Here is a 19,615-nt window from a genome sequence, read left to right as displayed (position 1 = left end):
CAGACAGGCCCCGGCGTGTGCCGGGGCCTGTCTGCCGCCTGCCGTCTGCCGTCTAGTACCCCTCGCGCGGGAACTCCAGGATCGACGACCCGCCCGCCGCGACGCAGTCCAGCAGCGACGCCGTGTGCGGCATCATCCGCTCGAACCAGAAGCGCGCCGTCGCGAGTTTTGTGTCGTAGTACGCGGCATCGAACGTCCCCCCCGCAGCCTTCCGCTCAAGGCAAACCCGCGCGGTGCGCAGCCACATGTGGCCCATGGCGACATACCCAAACAGGCGCAGGTATTCAGATGCCCCCGCGCCGAGCTCGTCCGGGTTGGTCTTTGCGCGTTCGTTCAGCGCCTGCGTGGCGGCGATCAGGCGCTGTGACGCCTGCTCGAGCGTGGCGCGCCACGGGGCCAGCGACGGATGGGCGGCGCTCAGCGCCTGCTCCTCGGCTACCAGTCCCGCATAGAGTCGCAGCAGGGCGCCATTCCCCTGGCCCAGCTTGCGGCCGACGAGGTCCATCGCCTTGACGTGATTGGTCCCCTCATAGATCTGGCCGATGCGGGCATCGCGCACAAACTGCTCCATGCCGTATTCCCGGATATAGCCGTGCCCGCCCAGCGTCTGCATCCCGGTGTTCGTGGCCTCGAACGCCAGGTCGGTGAAGTACGCCTTGATGATCGGCGTGAGCAGTGCCACCAGCCCCGCAGCGTGTTCACGCGCGGCGGGATCCGGGTGCTTCAGCTCATCGTCCAGGGCGAGCGAACACAACACGGACAACGCGCGCGCTCCCTCGACGAACGAGCGCATCTGGAGCAGCCCACGGCGGATGTCCGCATGCTCGATGATCGGGTCGGCGGGTCCGTCCGGGTTCTTCACGCCGGAGAGGGCCCGGCCCTGCACGCGCTCGCGCGCATAATCCACGGCGCCGCAATAACTCGCGTGGGCGAGGCCGAGTCCCTGGAGACACACGTCCAGTCGCGCGCCGTTCATCATGGTGAACATCGCGCGCAATCCCTTGTGTGCTTCCCCGACCAGCCAGCCCTTTGCCTGGTCGAAGTTCAGGACACAGGTCGCTGATCCCTTGATCCCCATCTTGTGCTCGATCGACCCGCAGGTGACGCCATTGCGCGCGCCCACCGAGCCGTCGGCATTCGGGAGGAACTTGGGGACCAGGAACATCGAGATCCCCTTGGTGCCGGCAGGTGCATCTGGGAGTTTGGCCAGGACCAGGTGGATGATGTTCGACGACAGGTCGTGTTCGCCCGACGTGATGAAGATCTTCTGGCCGGTGACGCTGAACGACCCGTCGTCCATCGGGACCGCCTTCGTCCGGATGATCCCGAGGTCGGTGCCCGCGTGCGCTTCCGTGAGGCACATCGTCCCCGTCCACTCGCCGGTGACCAGCCGCGGCAGGTAGCGGTGCTTCAGCTCATCATTGCCGTGCCGCTCGATCGTCTCGAATGCGCCGGCGGTGAGCCCGGGATACATCGCAAACGAGAGGTTCGCCCCGCAGACGATCTCGTTGACCGCGGCCCGGACGACGGTCGGGAGTCCCTGTCCACCATGGCCCGCGTCGCACGACAGGCCGATCCAGCCGGCGTCCGCGTATGCCTTGAACGCGTCCTTGAACCCCTTCGGGGCCCGCACGATCCCATTCTCCCAGGTGCACCCCTCGGCGTCGCCCGTCATGTTCAACGGCTGCAGGACCTCCCCCGCGAACTTGCCGGCCTCGTCGATGACCGACACGAGCAGGTCCGTGGTCGCCTCCTCGTATCCGGCGAAGGTCGCCAGTCGCGAGGTGTCGAACAGCTCGGTGAGCAGGAAGCGATAGTCGGTGGACGGGGCGCGGTAGGCGGGCACGGGCGTCAACGGCTAGGGTGAAACAACGTTCGCGCGTTTCGAAGGTAGAGCACTCTAACGATACCGGCTGTGGCCCTGTGCGACAGCCTCGGAGTAGACGAGGATGGCCTCCCAGATATACGCCCGGGCAGGTGCGCTGGTTCTCGCGGGCTGGATGATGGCCTGCGTCCAGTACATCCAACCCCCAACCGAGGCGCCCCCGTCGGAGAAGCTGGCGATGGCGGAGGCGCTGTATCGGGACGCGACGGACCTCCACTTCCAGGTCTATGTAACGGAGGCGCTGGGTACGGGCCGCAGTCCGGGCGGGGTCGCGCTCGGGGAACTGCGCGCGGCCGCGCAGGTGCTGGCGGAGCGCGCCCGGGAACGCCTGGACGAGGTCGACGCCTCGTCGCTGCGCGGCGAGGATCGACGGGCGCTGGATGTGATGCGAAGCGAAATGCGCGCGCGCGAGGTCGCGGACGGCGGGCCAACGGGTCAGGCAAGGGCTGACACGAGCTGCCGCTACGACGCCCGGGCCATGGGTGCGGCCGGTCGGGACCGGCTCACGGACCGGATCTACGCCTGCTATTCGGCGGCCGCGGCACGGGTGGTTGTGGGGGGTGACACCCTCGATCGACTCGGCGTCCTCGCGCGGCTCGCCACGGAGGAGCAGTCGGCGCGCCGTCGTGCCCTCTTCATTGGATTGCAGCCGGTCTGGGAGGCGGTGAACGGCCGGAACACGCCGGACAGCCCGTGGCGCGTGCTCCTCCCACTGTCGGCCGACCGGTGGCGGCGCGACGGCTCGCCCATTGATGCGGCCGCGGCGTCGTTAGGCATGAATCCTGGCCGCGTGGAACCGACGCTGCTGGAACTATTGGAGGCGTGGGGAAAGGCGGTCCCGGGCACCCTGGTCGAGCCCTGGGACTGGTATCACCAGAACGGGGCGGTGAGCCGACGCCTTGGCCCCCGCGTGATGCGGCGCGACCTCGAGCGGCTCAACGAGGCATTATATGTGAGCCTCGGGGCGGCACCCAAGACGTTAGGCATCCACTACGACCTCGAGCCGCGCGACGGCAAGACGCCCGTGGCCTTCACGCAGTTCGGCGGGGTACCGCGTCGCGGTCCCAACGGCCCGGTGGGCGCGGAGCCCTGGGTCTTTGCCACGTATCGTGATGGTGGGTTTGGCAACCTGGTGGAACTGCTGCACGAGACCGGACATGCGATTCACATCGCGGCGATCGCGACGCGACCCGCGTTTGCCAACTGGCCCGACGGGGATCCGTTCACCGAGGGATTGGCCGACGTCCCCGCGCTCGAGGCGTATGAGGGTCGGTGGCAGCTGGCCACGCTGGGCGATTCGGCATCCCGCGCCGACAACCTGCGCGAGAAGTTCGGCTCGGTCATGCTCGACGTGGCCTGGGCCCTGTTCGAACTCCGGATGCACGCGGATCCGACGCGCGACCCCAACGTCGAGTGGACCGAGATCACGGAGCGCTACCTGCACATCGCGCCGCATCCCGAATGGTCGTGGTGGGCGATGCGCGGCCAGTTGATCGAGAGCCCCGGGTACATGATGAACTACGCACTCGGTGCCATGGTGGCCGCCGACGTGCGCGCGCGCCTGGTCGAGGTCGTCGGCCCGATGACGCCAGCACCGCGCCGTTGGTACCCTCGGGTCTCGGACGCCCTGTATCGCCACGGGCGCGGTCGGGCGCCGCGCGATGTGCTGTCGGATTTCCTGGGACGCCCGGTGAGCCCCAACGGCATCGTGCAGGAGCTGCGGGGGCTGTCGCGGTAGGGCTACAGGCCGCCGGCGGCGATCCAGGCGTCCGTGCGTTGCCGCAGGAGGGTCATCGGCATGGACCCGCCATCGAGCACAAACGCATGCCATCGCTTGATATCGAAGCGCGTACCCAATCGCTTGCGCGCATCCTCGCGCAGGCGAAGCAGCTCGCGGCTTCCCATCTTGTACGCCAGTGCCTGCCCCGGGAGATCCACGGAGTAGCGCAGGGTCTCGGTGTCGATCTCGCGGGCGCTCTGGAAGGTGTATTCCTTGAGATACGCGATCGCGCGTTCGCGCGACCAGCCCAGCGCATTCATCCCCGTGTCGACAACGAGTCGGCAGGAGAGGAACATGTCCATGGCGAGTCGCCCGTACCTGTCATATGGGTCTGAATACATCCCCAGCTCTCCGGCAAGTGACGCGGCGTATTCACCCCATCCCTCGGTGAACGCGGTGTGTGTCGTCCGTTGGCGGAAGTAGGGGAGTGTCGTCGACTCGCGTTGGGTGGCGATCTGGAAGTGGTGACCGGGGATGAGTTCGTGAAAGACGAGTGAGGCCGCGCCGAGCATGCTGCGCTCGGGGAGGTTGGAGCCATTGTACATGTAGTGTCCCATCGAGTCCGCCGGCGTCGGGACCTGGTAGTACCCAAAGGTCATCGAGGCTTCGAGCCGCGGGTCGAGTCGGGCCACGTCACCCTGGGCACGGGGCACGCGAGCGAACAACTCGGCGATGCGCGGCCGGATGCGCGCGTCGTGGTACATCAGCTTCGCCCCGAACTCCTCGGGCACCTTGGCGAAGAAGCGCGGATCCTTCCCGAGTTGGGCGTGGAATGCTTCGCGGGTTCCGGTGAAGCCGAGTTCAGCGCGGATCGCGGCCATCGCGCTGTCGATGCGGGCCACCTCGGCCAGGCCGATCGCGTGCACCTGCTCGGGGGTGACGTCCATGGTGGTCGACCGACGCACCAGGGCGCGGTAGTACGACGGGCCATCGGGGTACTGGCCGAGTCCAACCGCCGTTGGTGCTTCGGCGAGGTAGGGGCCTTCCAGGTACGCCGCGAGCCGTTCGAAGGCGGGACGCACCTTGGAGTCGAGCCGCGCGCCTAACGCGGTGGCGAACGACGCCCGCACCGACTCGGGGAGGCGCGCGAGGCGCTCAGGTGAGGGCAGGAACGGGCTCTGCGACGCAACCGGTGCAAACCCGCGCACGAAGGGGACCACCAGCCGGATCTCGTCCTTCGGGAGGAGCACCTTGCGCGCGCGCCGTTCCTCGAGCTTCCCACGGATCGTATCGGCCAGGATGGCCACCGAGTCGATCATCGCGAGGTAACGATCGGCGTCACGCTGCGAGGTCAGCGGGAGTTGTGCGAAGGTGCCCGAGAGCGCGGAGAGCGGCGACTGGTACGGGGTGATGAAGGCGAACGAGATGTGGTGGTAGCGCCCTTCCTCGATCGCCGCGACGTGCTCGAACCGCAGGATGCGTGAAGTGAGCCACTCGTCCGCCGTGAGTTCCTTCGGCACGAGGGCGTCGAGGGTGTTGACGATTGTCCGCGCACGCTCGGCGTTACGCACGACGCGCGCGGTGGAGAGGTCGGGCATTCGTGCCTCACCGCCGCCGAGGAGTCCCTGGCCCTCGGACTTCATGCGTTGCTCCTGTTCGGCCAGGAGGCGGGCGAGGGTCTTCGCGCTGGGCGTGGAATCGGCGGGCGTTGCGAGCGCGATGGCCGCGAGGAGGAGTGCGATCATGGTTCAGTCCTTAGGGCGGAGGGCGACGGCGCCGGTTCCGGAGGCTGGAAAGCGCGTCATCACGGCCGGGTCGTGGCCCGGGATGACGAGTGCGGGTGAGCTGGCGAGCGCACGCATGGTACGCTGCGCGCGGAGGTTGGACAGGGAGTCGAGGGTCTGCGCGAGCGGGCGCGACTGGTCGAGGTTCTCGTACAGGTAGGCGTTGTCGGACGCGATCACCACGGTGCCGTGTGAGGTGCGTACTGAGACAAACTGCGACGCCCAGGTGTGCTTGCCCCCGGTGTGCACGCGGATCCCCGGCCGGACCTCGGCGGAGTCGCCGGCTGCCAAGCGAATGCGCCCCGCGGCGAAGAGCCGTCGGTACATCGCCGCGACCTCGGGGTCGATCGCCGGAGCCTTTGCTTCACCGTTGGGGCCGACGTAGTAGTCAAACTCGTCGCGCTGGAGCCAGATGCGTGCATTGGGAAACCGCTCGACCCCGTCGGCATGATCCCAATGGATGTGCGAGATGATGATGTCGGTCACTCGCGCGGGGTCGAAGCCGGCCCGACGCAGTGCACTGTCCGGCGTGACGTAGTCGACCGGCTTCCATTGGGTGAGGAACTTCTCGCGAGTGAAGCCGGCGTCGACCATGATGATGTCGCCGTTCGCGGCTCGCAGCGGCCAGACCATCAAGGTCGCGTCGATACGTCGCGCGGTATCAGCCCCTGCGATGAGGCCGCGCACGCGAAAGTTGGCGAGCGCCCCGAACTTCACCGCGAAGGCATCGTACTGTGGCGCCGGCGTGCGCGTGGCCGTCGCACAGCCCGCGAGGACGAGGAGGCAGGAGAGGGCAGGGGATCGCATGCGGAGGAAGATGCCACTGGGGACCGCACGCGCCAGTCACCGGCGCTTCACGCATATCGCCGCGGCGGCCGCGGCGAGCGCCTGCCGGCGCTCAACATCGTTCCTGCTCGGACCGCAGCCCCGGCGGCATTGACATGCTCCCCCGCGGTGTGTAGCCTGATTGTAGCCATTCCCGCTACCATGGCCAGAGAGACCGTCACATATCGTGAACTGCGCAACACCCCCGGCCGAGTTCTCGAACGCCTGGCCGAGGGTGAGGCGCTTTCGCTGGTCGCCGAAGGCGAGCCCAAGGCCCTGTTGATCCCTGTGATCGATGGTGACCTCGAAACGGCCATGGACGCCTGGAATCGGGGGCGTGCACTCCTGGCGCTCGCGAGGCTGCAGGCTGCGGCGAGGGTCGCCGGTGCGGACGAGCTGTCGATGACGGAAGTGATCGAGGAGGTCGCCGCCGTCCGAAAGGCACGACGCAAGCGGGAGCGCTGAAGACTGGTGCGCGTCGTCGTGGTAGACACCAACGTCCTGGTGTCAGGGATGCTATCGGGCGCCAGCCCGCCGGCTGAGGTCCTGCAGCTGATCCTCCAGGGAGAGCTGCGTCTCCTGCTCGATTCCCGGATCATCGCCGAGTCGATGAGGTGACCTCGCGCCAGGTCGGCTTTGATCCGGCGGAGCGAACCTCCCTTCTCAACACCCTGTGCGCCATTGCCACGCAGGTCATCGCCGTACCGTTCAGGGGTCCCCTTCCTGATCCCGAGGATCGCATGTTCGTTGAAGTCGCGCTGGGCGGCCGCGCCGACGCCATCATCACGGGCAATGTCAAGCATTTCCCCATTGGCCGCGCTCGACTCGATTTTGCGATCCTCACGCCGCGACAGTGCGTGGAGCGGCTCCGGAGTGACCCGCGACGTCCGACAGGCCGGGGGTGATCCCTCCGTCCCACCGCGCACGCCAGGATCTCCCAGGCGTGGCGACGATGAGACGAAGGTCGTTACCGCTCTTCCCGCACCCCGCTGACCGGCGAGGCCAGTCAGGGGCACTGAGCTGAATCGCCGGCATGAGGAGCGGGCCGCCTCCGCTACTGGTCGTCGCACGTCGGGACGCCTGGCCTATTCAGCCTACGTTCGTGATGTCTGCCACGGCGCCCGATGGCAGTGTTACGTGGGTTCGGAGCGAGGCGCAAGCAGTTCGTGCACGTTCGGAGCAACCGCACAGCGGAGACGCGGTCATTCTGCTCGCCTGTTACGACGCATGACCCTCGGACGAACACGTGCCCCGCGGACACAGCGCTTCGTCTCACGCTGCAAAGAACATCTTGGGGTTTGTCCCGAGGAGGGCGAGTTGCGTCGCGCATCGCGAGCGGGCTCGCGAGACGGTGCTCCCGGCTCTGCCGTCGGCGCGTTGGAGGCATGGGGTGAAAGCAAATGGTGTGTCCGGTTCTATTCCCTGCACCTCACTCCGGAGACGACGGAGTCCCCTGGGCGTTCCGGCGGCACGGCCGGTCTGTCGGCTGAGGCCGTCGATGAAAGCGGTCGGGAGTCGTGATGTCTCCAATCGTTATGGCGAACCGTGCACCATCCTGCTTAACAATAGGCCACACTCCTGGCAGGTACGGTGTGAACCCGGGTCCAGCGGGTCGGGCAGTGTACTGCGAAAACAGGAACGGTGGTGTTCCTACGGCCTTGGCCTAGAGGCGCGCAGCCCGCACGCATTGTAAACACTGGTACATCCTGTAATGGAGTCCATAGTGTTCAGCAGAGTTGTGACGAAGAGACGACCGCGATCAAACAGCTCGGCCGCCTGGCCGCGTCACTCCGCGTCGGCCAGGCTAGCCTTGTGGGGCATCATGCTCATCGTGGCTGGCCCTCTATGGGCGGCCCAGATCAGGCCTGCCGCACGCGAGTTGGTCCTGGAAGAAGTTGCTGTTGTGTCTCTGCCGGATGAGGTGGGGGTCTTGGGAGCGGCCTTTGCGATGGACGGTTCCATCGTGCTGTGGGGAGAAGACGCGCTCTGGACGCACTCGATCGGGCAGGCGACCCTCCGTCCCGTCTGCCGAAATCTCTCGCTTGCACCGCGGTACGCGGCCGTGTCAGGCACGCCAGGACGAATCGAGGTGTTCGACTCAGCCTCGCGGAGCATCCTTGGACTTCCGCTCAAGGACCATTGCGAGCCTGTCGTAGTTTGGCACACCTCTGGTCGCGCAGGGCTGGTGGGGCGCGTCCCCGCTACTTGGGTGGAAGTCCTCATTTCGTCATCATCTGCGCTCGTCGTCCGCGAATCGAGAGGTAGGAGTCGTGATTCGGTCGCCGTCATCCCGTTTGAGACTCCAGTTCGATTTGGCTCGGCAGAGGACTACATGATCTCGTCAGGGAGAGCTTCCCCCTTCATCACCGAGATCGCGTTTCCGTTCCGGACACTCAGTATGACCCGGCGGGGTGACTTCACCATTGCCCTTGATCCCGCGTCGCAGCTATCGGCTGGAGCGCGCGCCGCCGTGTTGACGGGTTGGGAGAGCCTGCGGGTTGTCGCGATCGGCGACGCGTTCCTTCAGGTGCTCGCAGATCCGACGAGTGATCAACGCCGCATTCTGGTGATGGACGCTGGGGGCCGACTTGTGCGCGAAATGAGTCTCAACGTGGCGATGGGATTTCTGGATGCCGATGAGGGGCACAAGCTCCTTGTTGCACTCCGCAACGTAGGTAGAACGGAGCTTGTGTACTATCGGTGGCACTGGCGCAACTAAAGACACGCTCTCACCCACAACCGGAGTTCAATCATGAAACGACTACTTCTCGCTATGTCAACGATAGGCGGTGCAGTGTTGCTGCTTGCCACCACGGGTTCCCTCGCGCCGCTATCGGCCCAACCTGGCACGTGCTACAAGTGCACTGCGTCGCACACCACCTATGGCACGTACTCCTGTGTGCCAGCCGCCGATGGCCTCGGTCACAGCAGCTGTCAGGTGATATACGGGCAAGGATGCATCTTGGGTTCCATCTGCGGCTACTATCGCCGGCGGGCGGATGGCACGTTCGAGGAGTCCCCTCCCCGTCGTGAGCCGAGGCGAGCGAAGCGGGCGGTCAGCGACTCGCGCGGTTCCGCGGGCGTAGTGTTCAGGCAGGTAGCATCGGGGGTAATAGGCCTTGGGTGCAACGGCGCCATCGTCAACCGCAAGTATGACCAAGAAACCTCGCAGCGCTTAGTTGCGAACACGCGCACCATCCGCATCTAATAGCGGAGCGGATAGCTCCATTCGAGGGTTACGCCAGTGCCCCTTGCACGTCCAGTGGTGCATCACATGCAGCTCCTTCTGAGTGTTCTAGTAACGTTGCTCGGATGCTCCAAGCGCGATACCATGAGGCAGGAGTGGGACGTTCATGTGAGTGCCCGCATTCCGCTTGAGTCCCCCGCTCGTTCGGAACGGGCCTGTCCTGATGAGCCCTGCGGACGCATATGGGAGCATTGCTGTTGCACAGCTGGGAAGCGACCGCGTTATTCGAGTCGGTCTCGACCTGCGCTGGTCGCCAGTGACCACGCGTGCGTCAGGACTCCGTGTCGCCAATATCGGAACGACCGGTGACTCTATCTGGATCGCTGACGACGCCGCGCGCCGAGTCCTGGTAGTGCATGAGGAGACGGGATACGAACGAGAGGTGTTGTTGCCAACCATACAGCCTCACTCGCAGCCATACGTCATTGGAGTCCTGAAGGATGGTAGCGTCGTCGCTAGCTCGCGTGCAAGCCGCTCCATGGATGACACGATCGTGTCCGTCGCAAGAGTAGCTGGTTCAGGCCGAATGGCAGTTGTGGACTCGCTGGTGGAGTCGAAGCGCGAAATGCAGCTCGCGGCTCCAGATGAGCGCCGTGTTGTCGCATTGTTGCAGCCGTGGGCGTACCGAGACCTTCCTGTTGTCGCCGCAGACGGTCAGGCGCTCACGCTGCTGCGCCAGCGGCTGTCCCGAGTCGACAAACCCACCATCCTGGTTGACCGATACGAACTGCCGAAGTGGACTCTCGTAGGCAAAGCGAGCATTGAGCCGGAGGCTGTGCCGCTGATCTCAGCAGCGGAGACATCGTGGCTTTCAGCCGTCATGCGCGACTCGATCGTTGCCTTTCTCGGCGGGCCACGGCGCGCTGAAAGGGAGTTGCGTCGCGCTCTCTATCGTCCTTCGTTCTTCCCGCCAATCCGTGGCGCGCTCGCTACGTCGGGAGGTCGTCTCATCATCGAGCGCGTGACGCAGGACTCTCTACGCAGATGGGAAATATGGAAGTACGGGCGCCTTACGGGATCGTTCGCCCTTCAGGCGCAACATCTCTTGCAGTACGCGCGCGATTCAACAATCTGGGTCCTCACAAACTGGCCATCGGGCGTCGACACGATTCTGGTCGCCACGGTGTCGGGGATGAAGTGACGCAACGGCTTCCCCGCAGGCGTTGTCTGAACTCGCTCGAGTTGATGGCGACCATATTTGGCTTGTCCCTTGCTCCATCCACCAGCAGTCGTTAGCACGCGCCGCCGGCGCGAGCGGCACCTGCGGCTCGACCGTGTGCTTCGGTCGCCGCCCGGGGCTATTGGCGCCGCGATACGGCCGGCCGCGTACGCTTGTGGTTGATCACGACGCCTTCTCGACGCTGCAGCAGGGTGCAGCCGCTCGGAGACGAACCGCGCCTCTCCTACGCCAGGGCCGCCAAGCGCGCTACTACCGGTGTGTCCTCGAGGCGTTGGAGGGTGGTGTGAGCACCGGGAGCGCGATGAGCCGACCAGCTGACAGGCGCGCCGGACGACTGAACCCATGGGCGGCCCGATGATGGCTGACACCTGCCGCCGTTGTGTCGTGGTCACGAATGTCGCGCCGCCACCTCTTTAGGGTCGACGATGTCCGTCCCTTGGTCAGCCGCGATACGCTTGAGCGGCGGTTCTCCTCCTCGAGCTGTCGCAGGCGCATGACTGCATCCGGCGCAGGCCACGGTACAGGCGCCTTCAGCGGCACCGCGTGGTCCCGGTGATGCCCTGCTCGCACGCGACCTCGACCCGCCCCGAGGTGCCCCCAGCGACTTCCCGCCGTGTGCCCACGATCTGCTCCGCTGTGAATCAGGACTTCATGCGCCCTTCCCGCCTTCTTGCGGATCAGGACTCTCAACCTATCCCTGCTCCCCATCTTCGGGGGAGGGGACCAGACCCACTTCACCGACTCCACAGCAGAATGACTGCGCAGGCGTCGTCAGCGAACTCCGGGGGGATCGTATTGATGGACACGTGCACCTCTACCAATTGTACGGAGGGGATCACGACGTCGCGTATTGCGTCGAACGCGTTGCGCCTGAGCGTACTGTTGAAGTTGGTCTGGCGCACCCCGTCGAGATAGACATGTAAGTTGCCCGGCATGCCCGGGGACGCGCCGTGATTGGCGCACCTGGTGACCGCGATGTCGCGCCCAATCTGCCGCACTCCCGCGACACGATCGAGCAAGGAGAATACGTCCCACGGTTGCAGGCTGTCGATCAGCTCCCGTGTGAAGAATGCGCCCCTTCCCCGCGCCACCCGCTGATATGGCTCCGCAAGGCGGACCGGATACATCACGCGATGACCGGAGACTTTGATTTCGGCAAGCATGCGTGCGCCGCCGCTCCGCAAGGGGACGGACATACGTGGAGTCTGCGCCTGATCAGCACTCACACGCACCTCCATGGTGAACACCTCGAAGCCCACTCGCCTCGCCCGCAGAGTGTAGGTGCCGGGCGACACGTTGCCGAATCGGAACGCTCCCGCGGAGTCGCTCCGCACAGTGCGCAGCCCGGGGATCAGGGCCAGCTCGACGTCCACTACAGGTCGTGACGAGTCGCCGGCCATATGCACGCGGCCGCTGAGTTGTGGTTGCGCGCCTACGGACTCCAGCGGCGCAAGCAGCAGGCAGCCCAAAAGCAAAGTGGCGATCCGGAGCGGACCTCCGCACGACGTGCCGTAGGCCGCGCTGGAGGATCCCCGGCGGCCGAAAAGACTCGCCAAGACCGACCTCAGTCCTCCGGGAGCCACCAGCGAGATGCCCGTGGCGACTCCCTCAACTCTCCAAGCTGGCCGCCTGTGGTGGCGCGACGAGTGAACCCTCGAGTCAGGATCACGCACAAGAACGCCTCCATGCCCCAAGGGCGCTTCTGTCCATGTTCGGGCTGTCCAAATCCAGAATGTGCTTGACCTGCCAATCGCCGTGGATGACCGTTGAAGCGCGCAAGAGAGGCCCGAGGGGAACAACGCCGCAGGCATCGAGGTGCCGATTCAGGGTCCTCACCGTGGTGCGCATTCGGCGAGCGACCTCCTCGCCGCTCACTTTCGCGCCACGCAGCCGATCAATCATCCCGAGCAGCGCTTCCACAACCGCGTCCCGGCGCTCGCGACCGGCCAAGACAACACTACGAATATCCGGAGGTGTTGTCGGTGACTCCGGACACTCACTCGCGAGCGCGTCAGCCCTTCGAGCAGACTGCTCGATTTCCCACACCATCCGCGATGTCACCCGCTCACTCGCGAATCGCATGTCGTCAACGCCCGCCAGCGCCAAGCGGGGCAGAAAACGCAGGCATGCCGATCCGCGACTCAATATCAGGACGATCGGTGCGCGCCTCGCGCCCGCCCTCAGGGCGGAGACCAAGCCGACGGTCGCCAGGCCACGGGAGTCCGCCAACACACGCACCGCATCGCAGGACCGCACGTCCCGGGCCTCGAGGTCAGTCACCCTCCAACCCAGCCTCCGGGCCTCACGGTAGAAGTCCGGCCACAACGAGCCTCGGGAGAATCCACCAGCACGCGTGATGTACTCACGCCCCCCCCCCCAACGACGCTCTGCTCCATAGCCCCACTCCCAGTCCCGGATGCCAACTACCATGAAAGCAAGTGCGGAATCTGTCAAGGGCGCGCCCCTGCCTAAGCGACTATCGCGCCCACAAGCGGCCTCAGCCTGTGGACCGCGTCGTCAGTCGAGACTCAGAACGTCCCCCCGAGCAGCACCGCGTTGCCAAAGATCGGGAGCAGGCCACGGAACAGGTCGCGGAAGTTCGGGTCGTGGGCAAAGGCGATCACGCGGCCACGTCCGACCCGCTCCGTCCAGAGCCACGGCGACAACGCGACGCGCTCCGGCATCTCCGGCCAGAAGTACCCGGCCAACCGGACGCGCTCCTTCGGCGCGAAGCGGATCACGGCCTCACCGGCCCGCAGGTCTCGCGGAACGGTGAGAATACGATCGGAGTTGGCGTAGACCGGGATCTCGGTCTCGTACACACCGGCCAGGAGCGGCGACAAGGTGTCCACCGTCGCGCGCGATGATGCCGGGGAGGCCCGCGGGGAGCGGGGCACCGCCGGTGCTGTCGGCGCGTGTGCTGTCGCGACGCAGGCGCGTGCGCACGAGGCGCGTGCTCTCCTGCGCCAACCATCCGGTCGCGGCGTCGAGGGTGATCAAGACCCCACCGTTCCGCACCCAGGTCGCGAGCGCGGCCTTGCCGTTGTCGCCTAACGCGCGATCGAGCGCGCCGCCCTGGACGGCCGGCATGATGAGCACGTTGAATCCCTCGAGTCCGCCGGCGACCATGTTCGCGTCCACCAGGGTCGTCGGATACCCGATGCGCTGGTCCATGGCAAACCAGCTGAAGCCCCACGAGTTGCCGCTCACGGGCGGTCCGGAGAGCAGCGCCACCTTCGGGACCCGGATGAAGCGCACGGAGTTGGAGCCGAGGTCGGTCCCTTCGTCCACGCCGGCCGACGCGATCGGAAAACGGTGGCGCCGGCGAGGGTGGCCTCCTCCGCGACGACGTCATGCACCGACGAGTCGTTCATCGCGACCCGCACGATAAACGCACCCTTCGGGAAGCGGCGCCCACCCGACGCGAAGCTGCGCGGCGCATGCCAGACGCGCACCGAGTCCTTGAGCAATGATGCCAGAGTCGATTCGACGCTTCGCTCCCCGGCTCGAACGCATACGCGTACTGCGCGCGCGTCGCACGGGACATGGCGGCACGGGGCAACTCGCCGACGGGCCGGAGGTTCCCCGGGACGGAGCGCGTGTGCCAGGCGCGCACGCGATGGGCCAGCGGCCAGGACCAGGCGGTGATGTCATAGAAGCGGTTCCCCTGGCCCTGGCGACGCAGCTCCAACTCGGTGCGGATGAAGGCGGAGTCCAGCTCGGCGTCGGGCTCGAGGATCGCCTTGGCGAGGTGGCCCTGCGGTTGCGCGAGGTCCACGACGTAGCTCCCCACCGGCACTCGCGTGGATGCTGCCGGTGCCTTGTCACCAAACAGCGTCGCGTCCTTGAGGTCGGCGTCAGCGGTAAGCTGCGAGACGTCGATCCCGTTGGCCTTCAGCTTGAGGGCAAGCGAGTCGGCGCGTCCCTGCCCATCGCGTTCCATAACGATCGCTCGCATCGGGCCCGCCGCATGGATGGAGATCGCGTCACGTCGTGACTTGGCGTAATCCCCTACAAGTTCTGTGCGGCGGCGGGCCGAGGTGCGGACCGTGGCCCATTCGGCACTGTAGTGCTCCCAGGCGGCCTGCTTGAGCGTGCGCAGGGTGCCGTCGTTGCGACGCACACCGCCGCCGGACGACGACGCCGATTCAAAGAGCATCCCGATCGAACCGGTCAACATCGGCCATCCTTCGCCATACCCCGGATAGAACGAGTCATATCCCTCACGCCGAAAGTACGACCAGCCATGCTTGTCGAACTCGGCGCCATGCGCCGCGCGAAGATGTCGAACCACTTGAAGAGGTGCTTCGGGTTGTTCTTGTTGTCCGGCTCACGCGGCGGGGCAAAGTAGAAGGTCGCGCTCGATCCCTGTTCATGTAGGTCAACGGCGACATGAGGCCACCACTTGAGGAAGGTGGCGACGCGCCCGCGCGATTCGGGATGCGACATAATGAACCAGTCGCGATTGAGGTCGAACGAGTAGTGGCTCGTGCGCGGGCCCGGCCAGGAACCGGCGTTGTTCAGCGCGCCGCCCTCGCTCGGCAGCGACTGCGCGCTCCAGGTGCGTTCGATGTCGTGCGTGTGCCGCTCGCGACCGTCGGGGTTCTGGTTGGGATCAATGAGGACGATCGTGCTGTCGAGGGCCATCCGCGTCTCGGCGTCGGTCCCTGCAGCGAGTTGGTAGAGCAATGCGAGCCCGGCTTCCACGCCGGAAGCCTCACCGCCGTGGACCGAGTGCGCGAGCCACACGACCGCGGGCAATCGCCGGGCCGCCGCGTCGAGGTCGCCGTTGGAGGCACCTCGCGGGTCCCCGATGCGCTGGGCGTCACGCTGCAATTCCGCGATGCGGGCGTGGTTGGACTCGGAGGTGATCGTGAGGAGGAACATCTCCCGCCCCTCGAACGAGCGGGCGACGGTGTCGACCTTCACGCGGCGCGAGGTGGCCGCGACGCGCTCGATGTAGCGGGTGAGGGCCCGGTGCGAGGTGAAGCGGTCGCCGACGTTGTACCCCAGCACAGCGCGTGGGGTGGGGACGGCCGGGTCGTAGGTGCGTCCGGCCTCGGAGAAGGAGTGCTGGGCGCCGAGGATGGCGGGCGCGAAGGCGAAGACGGCGAGGAGGTGGCGACGTGGCATGGGGGGAGGGCAGGGGCTGGCAGGAGAAGATAGGCCGGATCAGCGCTGGCGGCTGGTGGCTGGAGCGGGAGGGCATGGCGCTGGGGCTTCTGCCAGGGGATGGGCGCAGGCCGTGAGTCGCCGCCCGCCATCTGCCGCCCGCCATCTGCCGTCTGCCGTCTGCCGTCTTCCGTCTAGTTCACGTACCTTCCATTGAACCTCCACGCCCGCGCCATGCTCTATCAGATCATCCTCGCCTCGCACAACGCCTTTCGGTGGCTTGTCGTCCTTGCCGGCGTGTGGGCCGGCTTCCGCGTCTGGCGGGGGTGGATGAGCCGCGCGGGCTGCGCCGAGGCGGACCTGAACGTCGGTCGGCTGTTCGTGAACGCGACCTCGATCCGGTTCGTGCTCGGGTTGGTGCTTTATGCGATCAGTCCGCTGATCCGGCAGGGGATGGCCGACATGGGGACGGCGATGCGGACCGCCGGCGTTCGCTACTTCATGGTCGAGCACGTGTTCATGATGCTCGTCTCCATCGCGCTGGCGCACATCGGGCTGGCCAAGGTCAAGAAGGCCACGACCGATTCCGCGCGTTTTCAGTCCGCTACTATTTGGTGGGGGATCGCGGTGGCCTCGGTGCTCGGGTTCATCCCGTGGAACCGGCCGCTCCTGCCCTTCTGAACCGGCGCTGTTGCCGTTCTGACACTGGTCGGCGGTTGCGGTCGCCGGTGAGAGGTGGATCAGCGGTACCCTGACGTCAGGTGGTTGCGGCGCTGGCCGGCGCGAACGGCAGTTCGACCACGAAAGCGGCCGCTATGTCCGCGGTCCGCGCATCGCCAGCGGTCCCCAGCACCTGGCCCGCCTGATCGACAACGAAGAACCCAACAATGGCGGTGTCGTACGCTGGTGGCATGCGCTGGAGTTCGCGCCGCACCGCCTGTTCGAACGCGCTGACCGTGAGTGGAGGCGCATCGGCGATGGCCGCACGCGCCAGCGCCGGTCGCAGGAGGCGCAGTTGGACTGCGCCGCTGAGTTCGAAGGTGTGTTGCGCAAAGAGCCGCGCGGCGAAGTCGGCGTACTCCCGAATGGCGCCGTCGGCCGCGCGCAGGCGCTCCGCGTTGGCTCGGCTCGTCCTGGTCCAGGCAAAGAGGGTGACGATCGCCAGGCCGGTGAGGGCGATGACGACCAGGACGGACCCGGGGTCGACATTCCACCGGAACGCACTGCGAACGGTGCGGCGGGTCTGCGGGGCTTTCAGGACGGCGGGCGGAAGGGGGGATGGGTAGTGATGGGCGCGCGGCGGAAGAATGGCATGGGTCAGATGACCCGGGGAGGTCTCTACCCAACGCCGGCAGAAGGACGGCGGGCACGCCGCGAAGGAGGTCGTCGACCTCTATGGTTGTTCGTGTTGATCGGCTGGGACATCTTCTCGAGTGCGCCCGATCAGCCTCACACCCCGTGATTCGATGTCTACTTCACGTCGCGACTTCCTCACTGGAGCGATAGCCTCCGCCGCCTTCCTTCCTCTCGTGCGCGGGACGTCGAGCCTTGCGCGGGCCATGGCGCCCGAACCGGAGCTCCCTCTCCTCACCGAACAGCAGCTCGGCCATCTGCGCCACATCGAGCGACTCGCGTCCCTTCCGGACGGAGAGTGGGCCATGATGGGATCGAACGATCCCGGCCAGGAGGACCTCACCGCCTATCGCTATCAGTTGGCCCAGATGGCGTATGCGGTCGGCCTGACGCACTACCATCACCTCCCCGCCGCCCCGGGCCTCTTCCGGAAGACGTTCGACCAGCTGATTCACAAGATGCTCCGGCGCGAGGTGTGGAGCTATTGGCGCGAGACGAGCCGCTCGGGTCCGCGACTCGATCCGGGGCTCAAGGTCCTCCGTGACGGATGGACCGATCCGGTGAAGAGCGAGAACATCATGTATAGCGGCCATCTCCACGCGATGGTCGGCATGTACGCGACCCTGTTCAACGACGACAAGTACGACGCCAAGGGATCGCTCACCTTCCGCTATGACCCGATCTTTTACGGGTTTGGGCCGGAGACGTATGAGTACAACCACGCCTCGCTCAACCAGGTCATCTACGATCAGATGGTGGCGAGTGGCTGGCACGGGATTCCCTGTGAGCCGAACAACGTCTTCATCGTCTGCAATCAGTTCCCGATCCTGGGCTTCCGCTTCTTCGACGTCCGGAAGGGGACGAACCTGGCCGCCGAGGCCACGGCCGGATACCGGGCAGCATGGGAGAAGAAGGGGATGCTGGACGCGCACGGCCACGTCATCTCGACGTGGATGGTGCGCCAGGACCACAAGGTGGACGCGTTCAGCGGCGGCTTCGATGCCTGGGCCGGCTCGGCGATGAATGCATGGAATCGCGACGAGGTACGGGCCCGCTACCCTGGACAAGTTGCCGAGTGGATCGAGCGGCGCCCCGACGGGCTGATGACTTTGCGATCACCGCGCGACGTGATGGCCACGCGCGCGGCCCGGCAATCCGGCCGCGCGGCGCCCGCCCGGGACCGGACATTCCCCTGGCGAACCCCGGACCTCGGCTACCTTGCCATGTGGATCTCGGAGATGGGTGACGCCGAGACGCTCCGCGGCCTCCTGGGCTACGCCGACCGGTACATGACCCCGACGTGGGATCGCGGCGCACTTTACTATCCGCGCCACGACCAGCCGTACGATGACGCCGGCAACATGACCTTCATGGACCCGGTGACTGGCAATGCGATGCTGGCCTACGCACGGCTCAACGTCGGTGAGGGCATGTGGAGCCTCTACAACCGCCCGTTCGGACCGGACCATTTTGGGCAACCCGCGCTGGAGGGCGTTTCTGGCGACGTAGACGTGCTTGGCGCCAGGTTTGACGCAGCGCGTCAGGTCCTTCAACTGGCGGTGCGTAGTCGTGGCGGCCGACCGGCGCAGGCGACGCTGCAGGTGGCGAATGTGCCGACGAATCGGTCGTGGGTGGCGCGGCACGACCGGAAGGTGATCATGACAAGCCGTCAGGAGCGCAGCGACGCTCTTGTCAGGCTCACCCTTCCGCTCACGTCCAGGGCCACGCGCGTCGAGTTGGAGATCACCGGATCCGGATAGGACCATTCGCAGGGTGTGTGTAGTGACGACGCCACCTTGGATCGCCGCGAGCGCCGGCACCGTGGTGTACCCGCAACGTTAGGCATGTGAGAGAGCCTGCGCATGGACAAGTTCCAGATCGAACGACGTGTCGGGGAGCGAGTACGTGTCGCCGCTGAACGGGCCATTGTCGAGGCCATCGAGGAGCTGAATGCGGCTGGCCACAGCTTCGAGTCCTCGGGCAACGGCCTGATCGACTGGCGCGAACCCGGCAATGACCATCGACTCAGCGTCTTTTGCACGGTTGGCGTGAGTTATGGCCAACCCGCGGTCGTCACCGGCTCGTCGTCGCCGGATGACGAACGATTCATCTCCCGCGCGCAGTCGGGACGCGACCGCGCTGCCACGCTACTCAACCAGCTCGAAGGCGGTATCTCGAATGGCGGTCTCTACCAGACGATCGAGAACCAGGGCGTCGAGTTCATGGACGAGTGCGCCGAGCTTCTTCGGGGCATCGGTGCAAGGGCGAGCGTCCGCATTGTCGAAGCGGCGGCTGGGGCGTGGCGCGAACACCAGGCAGCGCTCGAAGGCTACGCCGCGCTGCGCAAGCAGTTGGCCAGGCTCGACCGCCGGTTCTGGGGCCTGAAGGAGAGCATTCCCGCCCTCTACGAGCGCACGCATTCAAGCGACTGACCGGCGCCGGCGGACGCATGGCCACCACCGGCGACGGTGCCCCGTCGTGCTTCGGGGAGGCAGTGTCCCCAGTATCG

General features: G+C 66.2%; 18 protein-coding genes. 9 read left to right on the top strand and 9 right to left on the bottom strand.

The features are described 5' to 3' along the window. Window positions 1-52: 52 nt before the first annotated feature. On the bottom strand, window positions 53-1,846 hold the full coding sequence (locus tag IPK85_04350) for an acyl-CoA dehydrogenase C-terminal domain-containing protein (GenBank protein ID MBK8246618.1): 1,794 nt from the start codon (window positions 1,844-1,846) through the stop codon (window positions 53-55). 103 nt (window positions 1,847-1,949) lie between these two features. Here IPK85_04350 and IPK85_04345 point away from each other — a divergent pair, with 103 nt between their 5' ends. Continuing rightward, window positions 1,950-3,623, top strand: a complete 1,674-nt coding sequence (locus IPK85_04345; protein MBK8246617.1) for a hypothetical protein — start codon at window positions 1,950-1,952, stop codon at window positions 3,621-3,623. 2 nt (window positions 3,624-3,625) lie between these two features. Here the strand turns inward: IPK85_04345 and IPK85_04340 are convergent, their stop codons facing one another. Together IPK85_04340 and IPK85_04335 are read right to left on the bottom strand one after the other, a co-directional pair. Beyond that, window positions 3,626-5,350: a DUF885 domain-containing protein gene (locus IPK85_04340; protein MBK8246616.1), complete on the bottom strand. Its 1,725-nt coding sequence runs from the start codon at window positions 5,348-5,350 to the stop codon at window positions 3,626-3,628. 3 nt (window positions 5,351-5,353) lie between these two features. Next, on the bottom strand, window positions 5,354-6,196 hold the full coding sequence (locus IPK85_04335) for an N-acyl homoserine lactonase family protein (protein MBK8246615.1): 843 nt from the start codon (window positions 6,194-6,196) through the stop codon (window positions 5,354-5,356). A 180-nt stretch (window positions 6,197-6,376) separates the two neighbouring features. On the opposite strand from IPK85_04335, the gene IPK85_04330 reads away from it, so the two are divergent. From IPK85_04330 to IPK85_04310, 5 genes are all read left to right on the top strand, one after another. Continuing rightward, window positions 6,377-6,679 (top strand): hypothetical protein, encoded by a 303-nt coding sequence (locus IPK85_04330; protein ID MBK8246614.1) that lies wholly within the window; start codon window positions 6,377-6,379, stop codon window positions 6,677-6,679. A 6-nt stretch (window positions 6,680-6,685) separates the two neighbouring features. Further along, a complete protein-coding gene (locus IPK85_04325) occupies window positions 6,686-6,832 on the top strand; it encodes a PIN domain-containing protein (GenBank protein MBK8246613.1) in 147 nt (48 codons plus the stop codon). Then, window positions 6,829-7,119 (top strand): PIN domain-containing protein, encoded by a 291-nt coding sequence (locus IPK85_04320; protein ID MBK8246612.1) that lies wholly within the window; start codon window positions 6,829-6,831, stop codon window positions 7,117-7,119. Before IPK85_04325 ends, IPK85_04320 begins: the two co-directional genes overlap by 4 nt. A 1,493-nt stretch (window positions 7,120-8,612) precedes the next feature. Further along, window positions 8,613-8,933: a hypothetical protein gene (locus IPK85_04315; GenBank protein MBK8246611.1), complete on the top strand. Its 321-nt coding sequence runs from the start codon at window positions 8,613-8,615 to the stop codon at window positions 8,931-8,933. A 1,006-nt stretch (window positions 8,934-9,939) separates the two neighbouring features. Then, a complete protein-coding gene (locus tag IPK85_04310; GenBank protein MBK8246610.1) occupies window positions 9,940-10,602 on the top strand; it encodes a hypothetical protein in 663 nt (220 codons plus the stop codon). Between the two features lie 773 nt (window positions 10,603-11,375). Here the strand turns inward: IPK85_04310 and IPK85_04305 are convergent. The 5 genes from IPK85_04305 to IPK85_04285 form a co-directional block, all read right to left on the bottom strand. Beyond that, window positions 11,376-12,197, bottom strand: coding sequence for a carboxypeptidase regulatory-like domain-containing protein (locus IPK85_04305; GenBank protein MBK8246609.1), 822 nt, complete (start codon window positions 12,195-12,197; stop codon window positions 11,376-11,378). Between the two features lie 972 nt (window positions 12,198-13,169). Then, window positions 13,170-13,382 (bottom strand): hypothetical protein, encoded by a 213-nt coding sequence (locus IPK85_04300; protein ID MBK8246608.1) that lies wholly within the window; start codon window positions 13,380-13,382, stop codon window positions 13,170-13,172. 4 nt (window positions 13,383-13,386) lie between these two features. Beyond that, entirely contained in the window at window positions 13,387-13,932 is a 546-nt protein-coding gene (locus IPK85_04295) for a hypothetical protein (protein ID MBK8246607.1), read from the bottom strand. 79 nt (window positions 13,933-14,011) lie between these two features. Next, on the bottom strand, window positions 14,012-14,821 hold the full coding sequence (locus IPK85_04290) for a hypothetical protein (GenBank protein ID MBK8246606.1): 810 nt from the start codon (window positions 14,819-14,821) through the stop codon (window positions 14,012-14,014). Beyond that, complete coding sequence (locus tag IPK85_04285; protein ID MBK8246605.1) at window positions 14,815-15,774, bottom strand: hypothetical protein; 960 nt, start codon at window positions 15,772-15,774, stop codon at window positions 14,815-14,817. The genes IPK85_04290 and IPK85_04285 overlap by 7 nt, the downstream gene beginning before the upstream one ends. A 213-nt stretch (window positions 15,775-15,987) precedes the next feature. On the opposite strand from IPK85_04285, the gene IPK85_04280 reads away from it, so the two are divergent. Continuing rightward, window positions 15,988-16,434 (top strand): hypothetical protein, encoded by a 447-nt coding sequence (locus IPK85_04280; protein ID MBK8246604.1) that lies wholly within the window; start codon window positions 15,988-15,990, stop codon window positions 16,432-16,434. 76 nt (window positions 16,435-16,510) lie between these two features. On the opposite strand, the gene IPK85_04275 is transcribed toward IPK85_04280, so the two are convergent. Next, entirely contained in the window at window positions 16,511-16,666 is a 156-nt protein-coding gene (locus IPK85_04275) for a hypothetical protein (protein MBK8246603.1), read from the bottom strand. A 553-nt stretch (window positions 16,667-17,219) separates the two neighbouring features. Here IPK85_04275 and IPK85_04270 point away from each other — a divergent pair. Both IPK85_04270 and IPK85_04265 read left to right on the top strand, forming a co-directional pair. Continuing rightward, window positions 17,220-18,866 (top strand): hypothetical protein, encoded by a 1,647-nt coding sequence (locus IPK85_04270; GenBank protein ID MBK8246602.1) that lies wholly within the window; start codon window positions 17,220-17,222, stop codon window positions 18,864-18,866. A 102-nt stretch (window positions 18,867-18,968) separates the two neighbouring features. Continuing rightward, on the top strand, window positions 18,969-19,538 hold the full coding sequence (locus tag IPK85_04265) for a DUF4375 domain-containing protein (protein MBK8246601.1): 570 nt from the start codon (window positions 18,969-18,971) through the stop codon (window positions 19,536-19,538). The last annotated feature ends 77 nt before the right edge of the window (window positions 19,539-19,615 follow it).

It is taken from the genome of Gemmatimonadota bacterium, from assembly GCA_016712265.1.
Taxonomy (GTDB): Bacteria; Gemmatimonadota; Gemmatimonadetes; order Gemmatimonadales; family Gemmatimonadaceae; genus RBC101.
The sequence above is the reverse complement of the archived record's forward strand: the minus strand, read 5'-3'. Positions and strand labels throughout refer to the sequence as shown.

Coding starts and splice junctions, on each gene's coding strand:
- IPK85_04345 (MBK8246617.1), top strand. CDS start 1,950: ATGGCCTCCCAGATATACGCCCGGGCAGGTGCGCTGGTTCTCGCGGGC.
- IPK85_04340 (MBK8246616.1), bottom strand. CDS start 5,350: ATGATCGCACTCCTCCTCGCGGCCATCGCGCTCGCAACGCCCGCCGAT.
- IPK85_04335 (MBK8246615.1), bottom strand. CDS start 6,196: ATGCGATCCCCTGCCCTCTCCTGCCTCCTCGTCCTCGCGGGCTGTGCG.
- IPK85_04330 (MBK8246614.1), top strand. CDS start 6,377: ATGGCCAGAGAGACCGTCACATATCGTGAACTGCGCAACACCCCCGGC.
- IPK85_04315 (MBK8246611.1), top strand. CDS start 8,613: ATGACCCGGCGGGGTGACTTCACCATTGCCCTTGATCCCGCGTCGCAG.
- IPK85_04310 (MBK8246610.1), top strand. CDS start 9,940: ATGGATGACACGATCGTGTCCGTCGCAAGAGTAGCTGGTTCAGGCCGA.
- IPK85_04290 (MBK8246606.1), bottom strand. CDS start 14,821: ATGTTGACCGGTTCGATCGGGATGCTCTTTGAATCGGCGTCGTCGTCC.
- IPK85_04285 (MBK8246605.1), bottom strand. CDS start 15,774: ATGCCACGTCGCCACCTCCTCGCCGTCTTCGCCTTCGCGCCCGCCATC.
- IPK85_04280 (MBK8246604.1), top strand. CDS start 15,988: ATGCTCTATCAGATCATCCTCGCCTCGCACAACGCCTTTCGGTGGCTT.
- IPK85_04275 (MBK8246603.1), bottom strand. CDS start 16,666: ATGCCACCAGCGTACGACACCGCCATTGTTGGGTTCTTCGTTGTCGAT.
- IPK85_04270 (MBK8246602.1), top strand. CDS start 17,220: ATGTCTACTTCACGTCGCGACTTCCTCACTGGAGCGATAGCCTCCGCC.
- IPK85_04265 (MBK8246601.1), top strand. CDS start 18,969: ATGGACAAGTTCCAGATCGAACGACGTGTCGGGGAGCGAGTACGTGTC.